General features: G+C 63.0%; 14 protein-coding genes, 1 other RNA gene and 1 riboswitch. Of the genes, 11 read left to right on the top strand and 4 right to left on the bottom strand.

All coding sequences use genetic code 11. The features are described 5' to 3' along the window. Positions 1–31 precede the first annotated feature (31 nt). Positions 32–1,246: an amidohydrolase gene (locus tag CCOY_RS03340; protein WP_092101677.1), complete on the bottom strand. Its 1,215-nt coding sequence runs from the start codon at positions 1,244–1,246 to the stop codon at positions 32–34. Between the two features lie 132 nt (positions 1,247–1,378). On the opposite strand from CCOY_RS03340, the gene CCOY_RS03345 reads away from it, so the two are divergent. Further along, on the top strand, positions 1,379–2,254 hold the full coding sequence (locus CCOY_RS03345) for a chymotrypsin family serine protease (protein ID WP_244268694.1): 876 nt from the start codon (positions 1,379–1,381) through the stop codon (positions 2,252–2,254). A 35-nt stretch (positions 2,255–2,289) separates the two neighbouring features. Here CCOY_RS03345 and CCOY_RS03350 read toward each other — a convergent pair whose 3' ends face one another. Further along, the gene (locus CCOY_RS03350; RefSeq protein WP_092101680.1) at positions 2,290–3,915 is read right to left on the bottom strand and encodes a cytochrome c biogenesis protein CcdA; all 1,626 of its coding nucleotides are present in this window, start codon (positions 3,913–3,915) and stop codon (positions 2,290–2,292) included. Between the two features lie 159 nt (positions 3,916–4,074). On the opposite strand from CCOY_RS03350, the gene CCOY_RS03355 reads away from it, so the two are divergent. From CCOY_RS03355 to CCOY_RS03365, 3 genes are read left to right on the top strand one after another with little or no spacing between them, the layout of a single operon-like run. Continuing rightward, positions 4,075–4,242, top strand: coding sequence for a hypothetical protein (locus CCOY_RS03355; RefSeq protein WP_167594500.1), 168 nt, complete (start codon positions 4,075–4,077; stop codon positions 4,240–4,242). Positions 4,243–4,272: 30 nt separating this feature from the next. Beyond that, complete coding sequence (locus CCOY_RS03360) at positions 4,273–4,821, top strand: sigma-70 family RNA polymerase sigma factor (RefSeq protein WP_092102996.1); 549 nt, start codon at positions 4,273–4,275, stop codon at positions 4,819–4,821. Further along, a complete protein-coding gene (locus CCOY_RS03365; RefSeq protein ID WP_070828911.1) occupies positions 4,821–5,420 on the top strand; it encodes an anti-sigma factor in 600 nt (199 codons plus the stop codon). The genes CCOY_RS03360 and CCOY_RS03365 overlap by 1 nt, the downstream gene beginning before the upstream one ends. 148 nt (positions 5,421–5,568) lie before the next feature. Here CCOY_RS03365 and CCOY_RS03370 read toward each other — a convergent pair whose 3' ends face one another. Beyond that, positions 5,569–6,363 carry an inositol monophosphatase family protein gene (locus CCOY_RS03370; RefSeq protein WP_244268695.1) on the bottom strand — a complete coding sequence of 265 codons (795 nt, stop codon included), beginning with the start codon at positions 6,361–6,363 and terminating at the stop codon, positions 5,569–5,571. Positions 6,364–6,370: 7 nt separating this feature from the next. Then, positions 6,371–8,209: a phosphomethylpyrimidine synthase ThiC gene (thiC, locus tag CCOY_RS03375; protein ID WP_092103000.1), complete on the bottom strand. Its 1,839-nt coding sequence runs from the start codon at positions 8,207–8,209 to the stop codon at positions 6,371–6,373. Continuing rightward, positions 8,207–8,318, bottom strand: a riboswitch (TPP riboswitch). (Overlaps the previous gene by 3 nt.) A gap of 57 nt (positions 8,319–8,375) precedes the next feature. Here thiC and prfB point away from each other — a divergent pair. The 7 genes from prfB to CCOY_RS03410 all read left to right on the top strand — a co-directional run bounded on the left by prfB (position 8,376) and on the right by CCOY_RS03410 (position 14,337). Continuing rightward, positions 8,376–9,485, top strand: coding sequence for a peptide chain release factor 2 (gene prfB, locus CCOY_RS03380; RefSeq protein ID WP_092101686.1), 1,110 nt, complete (start codon positions 8,376–8,378; stop codon positions 9,483–9,485). Positions 9,486–9,502: 17 nt separating this feature from the next. Then, on the top strand, positions 9,503–10,195 hold the full coding sequence (ftsE, locus tag CCOY_RS03385; RefSeq protein ID WP_070483076.1) for a cell division ATP-binding protein FtsE: 693 nt from the start codon (positions 9,503–9,505) through the stop codon (positions 10,193–10,195). A 2-nt stretch (positions 10,196–10,197) separates the two neighbouring features. After that, positions 10,198–11,100 carry a permease-like cell division protein FtsX gene (gene ftsX, locus CCOY_RS03390; RefSeq protein WP_092101689.1) on the top strand — a complete coding sequence of 301 codons (903 nt, stop codon included), beginning with the start codon at positions 10,198–10,200 and terminating at the stop codon, positions 11,098–11,100. Between the two features lie 15 nt (positions 11,101–11,115). Next, positions 11,116–11,613 carry an SsrA-binding protein SmpB gene (gene smpB, locus CCOY_RS03395; RefSeq protein ID WP_092101692.1) on the top strand — a complete coding sequence of 166 codons (498 nt, stop codon included), beginning with the start codon at positions 11,116–11,118 and terminating at the stop codon, positions 11,611–11,613. 23 nt (positions 11,614–11,636) lie between these two features. Further along, the gene (locus tag CCOY_RS03400; RefSeq protein WP_092101695.1) at positions 11,637–12,287 is read left to right on the top strand and encodes an SDR family oxidoreductase; all 651 of its coding nucleotides are present in this window, start codon (positions 11,637–11,639) and stop codon (positions 12,285–12,287) included. 180 nt (positions 12,288–12,467) lie between these two features. Beyond that, positions 12,468–12,857, top strand: a transfer-messenger RNA (tmRNA) gene (gene ssrA / locus CCOY_RS03405). 190 nt (positions 12,858–13,047) lie between these two features. Further along, positions 13,048–14,337 carry a tyrosine-type recombinase/integrase gene (locus CCOY_RS03410; protein WP_092101698.1) on the top strand — a complete coding sequence of 430 codons (1,290 nt, stop codon included), beginning with the start codon at positions 13,048–13,050 and terminating at the stop codon, positions 14,335–14,337. The last annotated feature ends 38 nt before the right edge of the window (positions 14,338–14,375 follow it).

The raw sequence follows: 14,375 nt of genomic DNA on the forward strand, positions 1-14,375 counted from the left end.
CTCAACCTACACGGCTACCGCGACATGTTCGCTACGGCATCAGCCACGGCGACACCGCCGCCAAGATCGTGCGCGTCGAATGATCCAGCACCGGGTCCAGATCCGGCGCGAACAGCGGCGAGTGGTTTGCCGGGGCGCCCTCCATTTCCTTCTTGCTGCCTACCGCCCAGTAGAAGTACGGCACGCCCCAGGCTTCGGCGATGGTGGGGAAGTCCTCCGAACCCGACAACCGGCCGAAGTTGCCCGCGCGCTTACCAAACTGCTCGCGGAACACCGCCATGACCTTCTCCGTCGGCTCCTCGTGGTTACTAAACACCGGCGCGCCGCCGATGACCTCGAAGGTGGGCTCCCGGTCACAACCCGCAATGGCGCATTCTCCTTGGACGATGCGCTTGATGTCGCCGTTAAGCTTGTCCGAAACTTCCTGAGTAAACGCGCGCGTAGACACCTTGAGCTCCACTGAATCCGGGATGGTGTTCGGCGAATCGCCGCCGTGGACCGCGCCGACCGTGACCACGCCCATCTCCTGCGGATCGATGTTTCGAGAGATGATCGTCTGCAGGCTCATGATCACCTTCGCCGCAAGCACCACCGGGTCGATGCCATGCTGCGGCATCGAACCATGCGAGCCGCGGCCGAAGATCGTGATCTTGGTCTGCACGCACGTGGAAAACACCGGGCCGGACAGCGCGCCGACGCCGTAATCGTCGATCCACGGGCCGACATGCTGGCCCAACACCACATCTGGCTTTACGATCTTCTCCGCCAAACCCGCCTGCGCCATATCCACCGCGCCCGCGCCGGTTTCCTCGCCCGGCTGGAACAGGGCGATAAACGTGCCCGACCACAGGTCCTTGTGCTGCGCCAACGCCTCCGCCGCACCCAACAGAGCAGTCGTGTGCATGTCGTGGCCACACGCATGCATCCGGTTCAGCGCGGGGTCCGCCGAGTACTCCAGGCCGGTCGCCTCGCTGATCGGCAGGGCATCGAAATCCGCGCGGAAGCACACCACCGGACCCTCGCCGTTTTTCAGCACGCCGACCTTGCCCGTCTTGCCCACCGCCGTGACGGTGTAACCGATCGCGGTGAGTACCTCCTCAATGCGTTGCGAGGTAGCAAACTCCTGCATCGACAACTCCGGGTTCTGGTGGAACCACTTGTAAAGGTCTTCGCGCTTGTCGCGTGTCTTGTCGATCGTGTCCTCGAAACCAGCGAGGCGTCCAGTGAGTTTCGGTAAGTCAGCCATGCGCCTACCTTACGTGCCCTAAAGCACCCCCGGGTGGGTCTTCGTATGGTTGAATGGTGCCAATGTTGCCCAAGTGATTACTGTGGCAAAAGTTGTCTTCACGCGCCTTCGAAACACTGATAGGGGATAAGTATGCGCCGCCTCCCATCGGCCCGCACCATTGTCGCTGCCGCCGTCTCCGCCCTCGCTCTCGTCGTCACGCCTGCTCTTAGCGCAGACGCCGCACCCGCGATGGCACAAAACGCAGCGCCCGTCGACACCGCCGACCCCAACTACATCTGGCGCACCGACATCATCTCCAAAGCCCTCGCCGGCAAACCCGGCGCCGACCGCGTCCTCCACCGCGTCCCCGGATCCTTCCACGACGCCCCCCGCGTCCCCGCCGAAGCCGACCAAGCCCGCGCACGCGGCAACGCCCTCTACGGACCCGGCACCCCGCTCTACGTCGGCAACACCCCCGGCTCCGAATTCATGTGCACCACCACCGTCGCCGGCTACAACGATCGCGGCCAAAAAGTCGCCCTCACCGCCGGCCACTGCGGCAACGTTGGCGACAAGGTCAAATCCGCCGACGCACCCCAACTCGGCACCACCGGCACAATCACCCAGGTAGACAAACAAAAAGACTTCGCCGTGATCACCCTGGACAAAAACACCGAAGTCACCCGCTCCTACGACGGCATCACCGCCAACCACGTCGGCGGCGCCCCCGTCCGCCCCGGCGGCACCGTGTGCAAGAAAGGCGTCGCCTCCGGCTACACCTGCGCACCCACTTTCACCGACTGGGACACCCACAACGTCAACCACGTCTGTGCCATGCAAGGCGACTCCGGCGCCCCACTCATGGTCGGCGACCGCGTCATCGCCATGGTCAACGGCGGCACCTGGCGCGCGCCATTCGACATCGCGTGCCACAGCCCGCTGCAAGGCCCGATCCACGCGCCGACCGCCTCCGCGCGCCTGGACTCGGTCCTGCCGTCCGTGAATGGTGGGTTCCGCCTCCCGTAGGGGGCGGGGTCGCGCAGGGGAGGCGCGGGCGACGGCTACCCAAAGGTCAGCGAATACAGCTTCACGCCCGCCGAAGGACGGATGCGCAACACCCCGTCCAGGGGTGTGTCGCCTTTCACGAGGTCCAAGGTGCCATCGGCGACATCAAAGGTCCGAGTGGAGCCGTCCGGGTACTCCACATCGACTTTGCCCTTGCCCGACACCACCAGCTGCACCCAAGAGGCATAGACGTTGATGTCCATGTACCCACCATCCGTTTCGACGGATTCTGGCCCCAGCGTCCACTTCCCGGACAGCGCGTACATGTAGCGCTCCGGTGCGGGCTGCTCGCTGAAGTCGTGCGGGCCGTCGGAGTAACCCGGCTGCAACGTGTACTTCGCGCGAGCCGTACCCAGGTAGGTCTCTGGGTTACGGTCCTTGGTGCCAGACTCATTACTCTGCTTTTCGATGACCTCCGGCAGCACCACTCCTGGATTCTTTTCTCGCAGCAATTCCCGAATGAGCTGCTCGGTCTCAGCGTATGAGCCTTCGCCTTCCACGATCTGGCGGACGTTGCCGTTTTGATCAATGAGGTATCGCGCCGGCCAATAGCGGTTGTTGAAGTTCTTCCAGGTGGCAAACGAATTGTCCTGAGCCACGGGGTAGTGGATGCCTTCCTTTTCTACGGCGGCCCTCACGTTGCCTAGGTCATGTTCGAAGCCGTACTCGGGGGAGTGGATCCCGACGACGGTGAGGCCGGCATCGCGGTAGGCGTCGTAAAGCTTGGTGATGTGCTCGCCCGCCCGCTGACAGTTAATGCAGGCGTAGGCCCAAAAGTCGACGAGCATTACCCCGCCGTCCTGCGGGCTCGGCGGCCGGTCAGTGTTGATCCAGTTCTCCAGCCCTGCAAATTCGGGGGCCGGACCGCAGTCGTGGAGGGCGGTGGGGTCGGATCGTCGACAAGCATTGAGCTCGCCTGTGCCCAGCGCATTCGTAGCAAAGTCGGAGTTCTCAAAACGCTGCGACAAACCCGACGTCCAATTCGGCAACGCTCGCTGAATCGCCGCCGGCGCATCGAGCGCAAGCGCGAGCGTGAACACGAGCACGACCACACCAATCGCGCGCCGATGACGCTGGACCACATCAACCTTCTCACCGACTTTGTTGCCCGCGAGTGTGAAGACAAACAACGGCAGCGCGGATCCCAACGCGAAAGCCACAGTGAGCAGCACCGTATTCCACCCAATCTCACCCGTACTCCCCGCAACCGTCACCGCAGCAAGCACCGGACCAGCACACGGAACGTACACCGCGCCGAGCGCCAACCCGATAACAAAACCACCCTTCTCCCGCGCATTCTGTTGAAGTTGGTAGGGGCGCGGGATCGCGTCGAAAGGCTTCTGCACAACGTCTCCCACCTTCGGGAAAATCATGCCCAAACCAACGAGACACAACAGAACAATCCCCGTCCACCGCAACACCGACGGCGGCAAATGCAGCGCGTTCAGCAACAGCGAACCCAACAGCGCAATCACCGCAAAACTAATGGTCAAACCAGCAACTACATGCGACGGCTTACGGCCAACACTGACACCGAGCACCACCGGCAGCACCGGCAAAATACACGGCGACAGCGCCGTGATCACCCCTCCAATGAACCCCACAAGAACAACACTGAGCATCGATCTCTCCTTACGTTGTCACCTCATTCCTGACACCCAGAACTACGGAGCGACCTACTTTTTCGGATTGCTCCAATCCGCTGTCATAGGGCGCTCCGTAGTAGTTCATGACGGGCCAGAAACCTGCGCCCGCGACACCGACACAACGAAGGAGACACCATGTCTATCAACCGCACCATCGCCGCCGTCAGTGCTATTGCGATCACCGCAGTTGGGCTTGTCGCCTGCAACGACTCTGAAGACAAGATGGATAACAAGATGGACGGCTCCATGACGCCGTCGTCCGCGATGATGAGCGAAGAGAAGATGACGGAAGAGTCTAAGTAACTCGTGCCGCAGGTGTTAGATTTGGAACCTGTGGATCTGGACAGTCTGTTAGACGGCGTGCGCGCGGGTGACAAGGCCGCTTTCGCCGATCTTTACGATGCCCTAGCGTCCCAGGTTCTTGGTCTCGCCACACACATTTTGCGCGACCGAGCCCAGGCGGAAGAGATCACCCAAGAGGTGTTCGTGGAGGTATGGCAGAAAGCCCACACATTCGACCCAGCCCGGGGAAGTGTGAAGTCGTGGGTGCTTCGTCTTACCAAATCGCGTTCTATCGACCGGCTGCGGAGTTGGCGTAGTGCGCAGGCTCGTGACACAGAGGACTTCCATAAGCAGCTCACCACCTGGGTTGTTCCCGCGGAGGACGAAGCGCAACACAGACTAGAATCGCAGGAACTTCAGGAACTCATTGATTCGATCGGGGAACCCCACCGCAGTGCGCTCATGTTGGCATACTTCGGGGAGTACACCCACCAGGAAATCGCCGATGCGACAGGTGTTGCGCTCGGCACTGCTAAGACGCGTGTGCGCGATGGCCTGCAGAAGTTGCGCAAGGCCGTGACATTGAAAGGAGGCCTGTGATGGATAAGGATTTCGAGGACCTTTTCAATTCTGCGGCCTCGCCAGTCACGCCGCCGCCGGATCTCAAGAGCGCGATCATGGCGCGTATCGACGACACCGAGCAGGTCACCGACCTTTCCTCCGCCAGGAGAAATCGTTCGGGCCGACGTTTCGCCGCAGTAGCAGCAGCGGTGCTCCTTGTCGCCGGTTCTGGTGTCGTGATCACCCAGTACAACGGAAGCGCCCCGTCAGAAGCTCCCACTGAATCTGCGACGGCTCAGGGCATCAGCGAGATGCACGCCGTCATGGATGCCGACGATGCTCGCCAGGGGCAGGCAGATGCAATGGGTGCAACCCTAGATATCGTGCTCAGTTCTGACATGGGTAAAGGCGGCGCCATGGTCAACGGTCAACCCGCGCTTGCCGACGGCATGGGTGCCCAAGTCTGGGCCGTCATGGACGACGGGGCGATGGAATCCGCCGGCGTCATCGGCCAAGAACCCCACGACGACGTGTGGATGCCGTTGCCAGGCGGTACCGCCTCCATCCTCGTTACCGAGGAAGTTGCCGCCGGCGCAGAACAGCCCTCGGGCGCAGTGTTGGCGAACGTGAAGCTCTAACGGCGTCCCTCGCCCTGTTCCGGCCTCTTTCCGGCCTAGTCCAGACGGCTCTCCAGCGGAAGTCGTTAGTACGGGGTTGGGAGCGTACTAACGACTTCCCGGTAATGACTTTTACGGAAGGGGCGGGGTGGGGACACAGCGAAGACCGCTAGCCGCGGAGGCGGGCGGCGACCTCGTCGACCACCTGGGGGTTGCCCGCCACGCACCAGGTCACGCCGCCGGCGTCGACCTTGACGCAGCGACCACCGACGGCCTCGACGAGCGGCTTGCCGGGCAGCCAATCCCAGTCGGGGACGGAGTGCTGCATCCACGCACCCATTTGACCTGCGGCGATGTTGGCCAAGTCGACAGAGCCGGCGCCGAGCATGCGGATCGTGGCGGCGCCTGAAACCACGCGCAGCCAGGGCTCGCGAACGGCATCATCCGACATAAAGGTGGGGTGGAGGTAGGTCACCACCGCGCTTTCGGCGAGCGGGGCGTCGGCAAGGGTGGGCAGGGCAACGCCGTTGCGGGTGGCCTCGCCGTCCGCAGCGACCCAGGTGGTGTCAAGTGCAGGGCGGTGGATGGCGGAGATGGTTGGGGTGGGGGACGGGGAGTCGTCGATAAGAGCGAGCGCCGAACAGAAGTAGTCGGAGCCTTGCGAGAAGTTGTAGGTGCCATCGACGGGGTCGATCACCCAGGTGCGTCCGGTGCGGGAGGGGCGGTTGGCGCCCTCCTCGCCGATGACGCCGTCGTTGGGGCGAAGCGCCTCGAGCGCGCTGGCGACGAAACGCTCCGCGGCACGATCCGCCTCCGTGACCACGTCGGACACGGAAGTTTTGAACTCCGTGCCCAGGCCCTCGGCGCGCATGCGCAGGGCAAGGCCGCCGGCGTGTTGGACAAGCGCGGCGGCCAGTTCGGCGTCGGAGGAGGAACGGTGTGCGTTGATAAATGCTTCAGTCACGCCGCCATTATGGCGCAGTCGGCGCACCCTCGCGGGTCTCGGGGAGGTAGACGTTGGAGCCTAAGTCGCGGAACTCCTGAGCCATCTCGCGCTCGCCGGCCTTGGCGTCGGGGCCTGCACCGCCAGCACCGCCAGCGCCGCCAGCGCCGCCAGCACCGCCCGAGAAGTCGAATGACGGCATGCCGAGGTCTGCGATTTGGTCGGCGAACTCGTCGCGAATGTCCTGGCTGATGCGCATCGAGCAGAACTTTGGTCCGCACATGGAGCAGAAGTGGGCGGTCTTCGCGGGCTCGGCGGGCAGGGTTTCGTCGTGGTAGGCCTGCGCGGTGTCGGGGTCGAGGGAGAGGGCGAACTGGTCGTGCCAACGGAACTCGAAGCGTGCCTTGCTCATGGCGTCGTCCCAGTCGCGCGCGCCGGGGTGACCCTTGGCCACGTCGGCGGCGTGAGCAGCGAGTTTGTAGGTGATCACGCCGGTTTTCACGTCATCGCGGTTGGGAAGTCCCAGGTGTTCCTTCGGGGTGACGTAGCACAGCATCGCGGTGCCGCCGGCGGCGATGTTGGCGGCACCGATGGCGGACGTGATGTGGTCGTAGCCAGGGGCGATGTCGGTGACCAGGGGGCCGAGGGTGTAGAACGGCGCGCCGCCACACCATTCTTGTTCCTTCTCGTTGTTCACCTGGATCATGTTGAGGGGCACGTGGCCTGGGCCTTCGATCATGACCTGGACGTCAAAGTCCCAGGCGCGGCGGCAGAGTTCGCCGATGGTTTTGAGTTCGGCGAATTGGGCGGCGTCGTTGGCGTCGGCGACGGAGCCGGGGCGGAGGCCGTCGCCAAGCGAGAATGCGACGTCGTACTGGGAGAAGATCTCACAGAGCTCGTCGAAGTTTTCGTACAGGAAGGATTCCTTGTGGTGGGCGAGGCACCAGCCGGCCATGATCGAGCCGCCGCGGGAGACGATGCCGGTGACGCGCTTGGAGGTCAGCGGCACGAAGGGGAGGCGTACACCGGCGTGGACGGTCATGTAGTCCACGCCCTGCTCGCACTGTTCGATGACGGTGTCACGGAAGATCTCCCAGGTCAGGTCCTCGGCGATGCCGTCAACCTTCTCTAGCGCCTGGTAGATGGGCACAGTGCCGATGGGCACGGGGGAGTTGCGCAGGATCCACTCGCGGGTGGCGTGGATGTCGTTGCCGGTGGATAAGTCCATGACGGTGTCGGCACCCCAGCGGGTGGCCCAGCGCAGCTTCTCCACCTCTTCGCGGATGGAGGAGGTCACGGCGGAGTTACCGATGTTGGCGTTGATCTTGGTCAGGAACGCGTTGCCGATGATCATCGGCTCGCTTTCCGGGTGGTTGACGTTGTTCGGGATGATCGCGCGGCCGGCGGCAACCTCCGCGCGGACCTTCTCTACGTCGCAGTGTTCACGCAGCGCCACGAATTCCATCTCGCGGGTGATTTCGCCGCGCCGGGCGTAGGCCATCTGGGTGACACGCTTGCCCGGCTTGGCGCGCAACGGTTTGCGGGAGGCGCCACGCCACTCTTCGCTGGCGGAGCCGCGGCGGACGGCAGCGCGGCCGTCGTCAAGCAAATTGCGCTCGCGGCCGACGTATTCCTCCACGTCGCCGCGGGCGGTGATCCACTCGCCGCGCAGGTTGGGCAGGCCAACTTCCGGCTCGGCCCAGGGGCCGCGGGTGCGGTAGATCTTGAACGGCTCGTTGGGGCCGGTAGGGGAGTCGTCCAGGTGGATGGCGGTTTCTGGAACCTCCAGCCCGTCCTTCAGAATCGGCGCGTATGCGTGCTTGGGGTGGATTTCCTGGGCATAAATATCGGCATGCGTTTCAGGCACGACCTTCTCCTTACTTCCTTCGCTGGTGCTAACCAGACAGGTTCGAACGGTGCTCGCGCAGGCGTAGCGCGATCTCAGCCCGATGCCTCGGGCGCCCGTGTGGGGTCGCAGCACACTCTATCCCGTCGTGGTGGCTGCGTCAGGCAGTTCGCTAGACTTCCCGGTTATGCAGCCCGAGACTCAAGCGCGGATTAAGGATCTTTCGTCCACACTTTCCACTATCGAGAAGGTGATGGACCTCGACGTGCTCCGCGAGCGCGCCCGCGAACTCGAGGTCCAAGCCGGCGACCCGTCTCTTTGGGACGATCCGGCGCACGCACAGCAGGTGACCACTGAGCTTTCCAATGTGCAGTCGCGGTTGAAGAAGGTCACGTCGTTGCGCTCGCGTATCGACGACCTGCCGGTCATGTACGAACTCGCCGAAGAAGAAGGCGACCCCTCGATGGCCGACGACGAGTTGGCGGACGTGGCAGCGCAAATCGATTCGCTCGAGGTGCAGACCATGCTCTCCGGCGAATACGACGAGCGCGAGGCCGTGGTCAACATCCGCTCTGGCGCCGGTGGCGTGGACGCGGCGGACTGGGCGGAGATGCTCATGCGTATGTACGTGCGTTGGGCGGAAAAGGCTGGCCACAAGGTGGATGTGTACGACATCTCCTACGCCGAAGAGGCCGGCATTAAGTCCGCCACCTTTGTTGTGCACGGCGATTACCTCTACGGCCAGTTGTCGGTGGAGCAGGGCGCGCACCGGCTTGTGCGTATCTCGCCGTTTGATAACCAGGGCCGCCGCCAGACCTCGTTCGCCGAGGTGGAGGTGCTTCCGGTCGTGGAGCACACCGACCACATTGACATCCCGGATTCGGACATCCGCGTGGACGTCTACCGTTCCTCTGGCCCGGGCGGGCAGAGCGTGAACACCACCGACTCCGCGGTGCGCATCACCCACATTCCGACTGGCATCGTGGTGACCTGTCAGAACGAGAAGTCCCAGATTCAGAACAAGGCCTCGGCGCTCAACGTGCTGCAGTCCAAGTTGCTGGAGAAGAAGCGCCAGGAAGAAAAGGCGGAGATGGACGCCCTTGGCGCGGGCGGCAACGCCAGCTGGGGCAACCAGATGCGCTCCTATGTCCTGCACCCGTATCAGATGGTCAAGGACCTGCGCACCGACTATGAGGTGGGCGACCCGCAGAAGGTGCTCGACGGCGACATCGACGGCTTCCTGGAGGCCGGCATCCGCTGGCGCATGGCACAGCAGCAACAAGAGTCACACCAGTAACGGGTAAGGTGTGTCGCGTGATCCGATTCGACCATGTGACCAAGACGTATCCGACGTCCACGCGCCCCGCGCTCAACGACGTCACCCTGGAGATCCCAGACGGCGAGTTCGTCTTCCTGATCGGCGCGTCCGGCTCCGGCAAATCGTCGTTCTTGCAGTTGATGATCCGCGAGGAAAACGTCACCTCCGGCGACATCTACTTCGGCGACTTCCACGTCAACGCACTGTCCGGCAAGCAGATCAACACACTGCGCCAGTCCATCGGCTACGTGTTCCAGGACTTCCGCTTGCTGCCCAACCTCAACGTGTACGACAACGTGGCGTTCGCGCTTGAGGTCATCGGCAAACCGAAGGACCGCATTGCCAAACTCGTGCCGGAGGCGCTCGAACTTGTCGGCCTCGGCGCGAAGGCGAATCGTATGCCGCGCGAGTTGTCAGGTGGTGAGCAGCAGCGTGTTGCGATTGCGCGTGCGTTCGTCGATAAGCCAAAGCTCATGCTTTGCGACGAGCCCACGGGCAACCTCGACCCCGGCACCGCCGACGAAATCATGGCGTTGCTTGCGCGTATTAACCGCATGGGAACCACCGTGGTCATGTCCACACACAACGCGCGTGCGGTGGATGACATGCGCAAACGTGTCATCGAACTGCAACTGGGCAAGGTTGTGCGCGACGAACAAAACGGCGTCTACGGGGATGTGAGGAAGTAACCATGAACTGGAATTTCATCTTCCGCGAAGGCTTCAAAGGGCTCGGCCGCAACCTGACCATGACCATCGCACTGGTGATCACCACGGCGCTCTCGCTCGCGCTCGTCGGCACTGGCATTTTGATCTCGCAGGCCACGGCCGATACGAAGAAGCTCTACCTCGACCGCGTCGAAGTGATGGTGGAGTTGGACGAGGAAATCTCTGCCAACGACAAGGACTGCTCCACCGACGCTTGTAAGCAGGTGCGCGACACACTGCAGGGCGACGACCGCGTCGAGCAAGTCACCTTCCGCTCCCGCGAGCAGTCCTACGAGCGGTTCGTGGAACTGTTCCAGGACGCCGAGCCGGAACTCGTGCGCGAAACCACCCCGGATGCGTTGCCGGCCGCGCTGCACGTGCGCCTGGAGGACCCGACCGACACCGCGCCGCTTGACGCGATCCGTGAGCTGCCGCAGGTCACCGTCATTTCAGACCAAGCCGACACCGTGCGCTCCGCCGCCGGCACGCTGAACACGTTCCGCAACGCCGCCTTCGTCATCGCCGCCGCACAGGCGCTGGCCGCTGTGTTCCTGATCGCGAACATGGTGCAGTTGGCTGCGTTCAACCGCCGCGAACAGATCGGCATCATGCGCATGGTCGGCGCCTCGCGCTGGTACACCCAAGCCCCGTTCGTGCTTGAGGCCGTGATCTCCGTACTGCTCGGCGCGGTGCTGGCCACCCTCGGCGTGTGGGCCGGCAAGCAGTTCCTGGTGGACCCGCTGCTTGGCGACCTCTATGCCTCCCAACTCATCGCCCGCGTCCCAGACTCTGCCGTGTGGGCCGTCATGCCACTGACCGGGCTCGTCGCCATGGTGCTCGGCGGCCTCGCAGCACAGGTGGCACTTCGCTCCTACGTGCGTAAGTAGTACACTCGAGCGCCTATGTCCAAGAAGAAGAAAAAGCAGAAGCTTTCCAACACCGGCGTCCTGGCGACCAACCGGAAAGCTCGCCATGACTACACCATCTTGGACACCTGGGAGTGCGGGCTCGTCCTGCAAGGCACCGAGATCAAGGCGCTGCGCGAAGGCAAGGTGTCGCTCGTCGAGGCGTTTGCCACCATCGACAACGGCGAAGTCTGGCTGCGCAACATGCACATCCCCGAATACTCCAAGGGGCACTGGACCAACCACCCGCCGCGCCGCACCCGCAAACTGCTGCTGCACCGCCGCGAGATCGACTCGCTGGAAGGCAAAGTCCGCGACGGCAACCGCACCCTCATCCCGCTATCGCTTTATCTCAAGGACGGCCGCGCCAAGGTCGAGTTGGGCCTCGGCCAAGGTAAGCAGGACTACGACAAGCGCCGCGCCATCAAGCGACGCACCGAGGACCGCGAAATCACCCGTGAGCTGGGCCGCAAGCTGAAGGGCATCAAGGCGTAGCGTTTTCAGTACGGTGGGGGCCTATGAAAAAGGCACTGATTACTGGAGCGTCTCGCGGCATCGGTCGCGCGATTGCTGAAGAACTTGGCAAGGACCACCACATTTACGCGGGCGCGTCACGGGACGCGTCCGAGATTGTTTCGGCGCTGCCGAGCGCGGAGCCGTTCGAGGTGGACCTGACGGATACCGCAGCTATTGAGCGCGCCGCCGCTGAGATCGACGAACTCGACGTCCTCGTGCTGGCCGCCGGCGTGATGGAAAACGGTTCCCTGGAAGAGGTCGGCGACGCCTCCTGGCGCAACACGATGGAAGTCAACCTCCACGCGCCCGTGACGCTTACCCGCGCGCTGCTTCCTGCTTTACGACGATCCAACGGCCTGATCATCACCATCAACTCCGGCGCCGGCTACCACGGCATCGCCAACAACTCCGCCTACTGCGCCTCCAAGTTCGCGCTGCGCGGCTTTACCGATTCACTCGCCCAGGAAGAGGCCGGCAAGGTCCGCGTGACCTCGCTGCACCCAGGCCGCACCGACACCGACATGCTCTCCGGCGACGACGGCCTGCCCAAGATGGCCGCCACCGAAGTAGCCAAGGCAGCCCGCCTAGCTGTCGACGCCGGCCCCGACGCCGTCATCGAATTCCTCCGCGTCCGCCCAGCGTTCACGGAGTAGGTTGCCGGCTGGGGCGGGCTTGCCGGCTGAGGCGGGCTTGCGGGCGTTGCTCAGGCTCCGGCGCGCCCAGCCCCTTGTGCTCCGGCGCGCTCGGCCCCTTGTGCTCCGGCGCGCCCGGCCCCTTGTGCTTGTGCGCCGCGTCGGGTAACGTCTCTTCTCCTACGTTTCTTCGTAGTTGAAGGGGTCGATTTGGTTTCGACTTCATCACTTAGCCAGGGGAAGCGTGCCGGTGCAGGCAGGAGACCACCGAAAGCGTCGCTGTAACTAATAAACGCAGAGAAGAACTCTCAGCGTGACTACGCCCTCGCTGCCTAATTAGAAAGGTTCAGCGACCTGCGTGTCCGTCAGGCCGGGGATGTCCCCGACCCGGTACCTGGCGTCGACTTAGGGGACTTGCCTTCCGGCCCTGTCAGTGGGGCCTTGGAAGGGACATTTTTCACTGACTGGGCCCGTCATCCGGACATGTTCGCCTGATCCGGAGGGCCGAGCAGAGATTCTGTGCGAACTGCGCACGGAGAAGCCCTGGTGCGGTGGTGAAGGACCCGGGTTCAATTCCCGGCGGCTCCACTGGAAAGAGACCCCCAGACCCTTACGGGCCTGGGGGTTTCTTCTTATTTGTGCTGGTAGTAGCAATAAATGAAAGTGCAGGAAGGTGCACCAAAGCACAATGCCGTTCATTCCGTAGACCACGTTTAGACCACGAAAACGGCTATCGTGGACCACGTATAGACCACGCAGAGACCACGAAAAGGACGAGACCATGGCACCCCGCCGCCCAACGAAACGACAGTTCGGCACCGTCTCCCAACTCCCCTCCGGACGCTGGCGCGCACGCTACACCGGACCCGACGGCAAGAAACATTCCGCCTCCACAACATTCCCCGAATCCGATGACGCCTACGCCTGGCTCTCCAACGAGCGCAAGATCATTGACCGTGGCGACTGGATCCCACCGAAGCAACGCGCCCAGGCCAAAGAGGACGATGCCCGCACTGTCGGCGCCTGGCTTACCGAATGGCTCGAACTGCGCACGCGCGGGACCAACCCACTCGGCCCCGCCACGCACCAGAACTACACGCAAACCATCAACCGGCGCATCCTCAAAGTGTCTGGAAAAGCAGCCTGCCTAAAAGACATTCCGCTAACTCACCTCACCCGCCGAGACATCGCAGCATGGTGGGACGCAATCAACCTCCAGTACGACACCCCACCGACGAACCGAGCGGCCTACAAACGTCTGCGAACCGCAATCGAAGCAGCCGTCGAGCGCGGCATGATCGACGCCAACCCAGTCGTACTGCCCTCAGCCGCGAAAGCAATACAGCACGACCGCAAGCAACTGCCCGAAAACCAGGTCATCACCGACATCATCAAGGAACTCGACCCCAAAACCTCAACCTCCCGCAACGTCAAGGGAGACCACAAACTCATTGCAATCCTGACCCTCGTCCACGGCGTCAGACTCGGCGAAGCCCTCGGCGCACAACGCAAAGACTTCACCAAACACGGCGACACATGGACCTTCCACATCAACGGCAACGCCTACCGCGTCACCGACGGCCCCAAAGAACAACGCGGCATGGCCTACAAAAACAGCGTCAAAACTGCCGCCGGCAACCGCCACGTCCCAATCTTCCCCCACTACAACGACGACCTCGAATACCACCTCAAACACTTCACCAACCCCAGCCCCAACGCATTCCTCTTCACCGGCCCCACCGGAAAAATCGTCATGGACACCTCATACCGCTCGATCATGAACCGAGCCAAAGAGCGCGCCGGGCACAAAGACGTCCGCATCACACCCCACTATGGCCGCGTCTGGCTAATCACCACGCTGGTGGAAGCCGGCATGCCAATCCCCGCCATCGGCGAAATCCTCGGCCAACGCGACCTGCGCACGATCACCGAGATTTACATGCGCACCACCGAAGCCAAGAAGCGCCAAGTCCTCGATAGCGTCAACCGCGCACTAGAGGGACTGCCCGACGGCGTCGCCGACCTGGAGGAGAAGCGCAAGCAGCGCAAGACAGACGAACAAACTGCTTGACCGGTCGCGTCGGGCGAGGCTGGTTTTGTGTGGCAGTA

Origin of the sequence: Corynebacterium coyleae, from assembly GCF_030408635.1 — a bacterium.
GTDB classification, from domain to species: Bacteria; Actinomycetota; Actinomycetes; order Mycobacteriales; family Mycobacteriaceae; genus Corynebacterium; species Corynebacterium coyleae.